Source organism: Terrisporobacter petrolearius, assembly GCF_020748185.1.
Lineage (GTDB): Bacteria > Bacillota > Clostridia > Peptostreptococcales > Peptostreptococcaceae > Terrisporobacter > Terrisporobacter petrolearius.
Genome location: NZ_JAHZMO010000182.1, coordinates 1 through 452 on the forward strand (window position 1 = coordinate 1; position 452 = coordinate 452).

A 452-nucleotide genomic window follows, 5' to 3' on the forward strand; every position below is an offset into this window, starting at 1 on the left:
ATTAATCCACGTCTTATGAGTGTAAACAGAAATTTGTATTCCAATGATCTGCTTATCCGCAGTGGGCAGAATATTTATTTAAATGCCGTTCACCTTACAGCGAATGCAGACTCATTTGAGATAATTCGCTGGATACCTCATTCACTGCTGGTTTTTCGCGACAATAAGGGTCTGCATCGTTATCCCTTTGGGCAATTGTCTGACAAAGCGATACCCGTAGATGATGACGTCTCTTTTGAAGTAGGGGAAAGTCGCGTTCGCTGGCGTAAACAGCTCACGCCCGACCGTCAGTGGAGCAAGTGGATAGACCTACCAGGTATTGAACCTGAACAATTTCATCTGATTACTGGCAATATTGCGCAATATAAAGATCGGTTGTATGTAACAAAATTATCGACATTTGGTGAAGACCAGCTTGAGATAATCCCGCTGGATACGCCAGACCTGGTCAT

Annotated in this window: 1 protein-coding gene; it reads left to right on the forward strand. The window is 43.6% G+C overall.

What is annotated here, in order from left to right:
* Positions 1 to 452: hypothetical protein (locus tag K0040_RS22530; protein WP_228110466.1), on the forward strand; the 452-nt coding region annotated here is incomplete at both ends.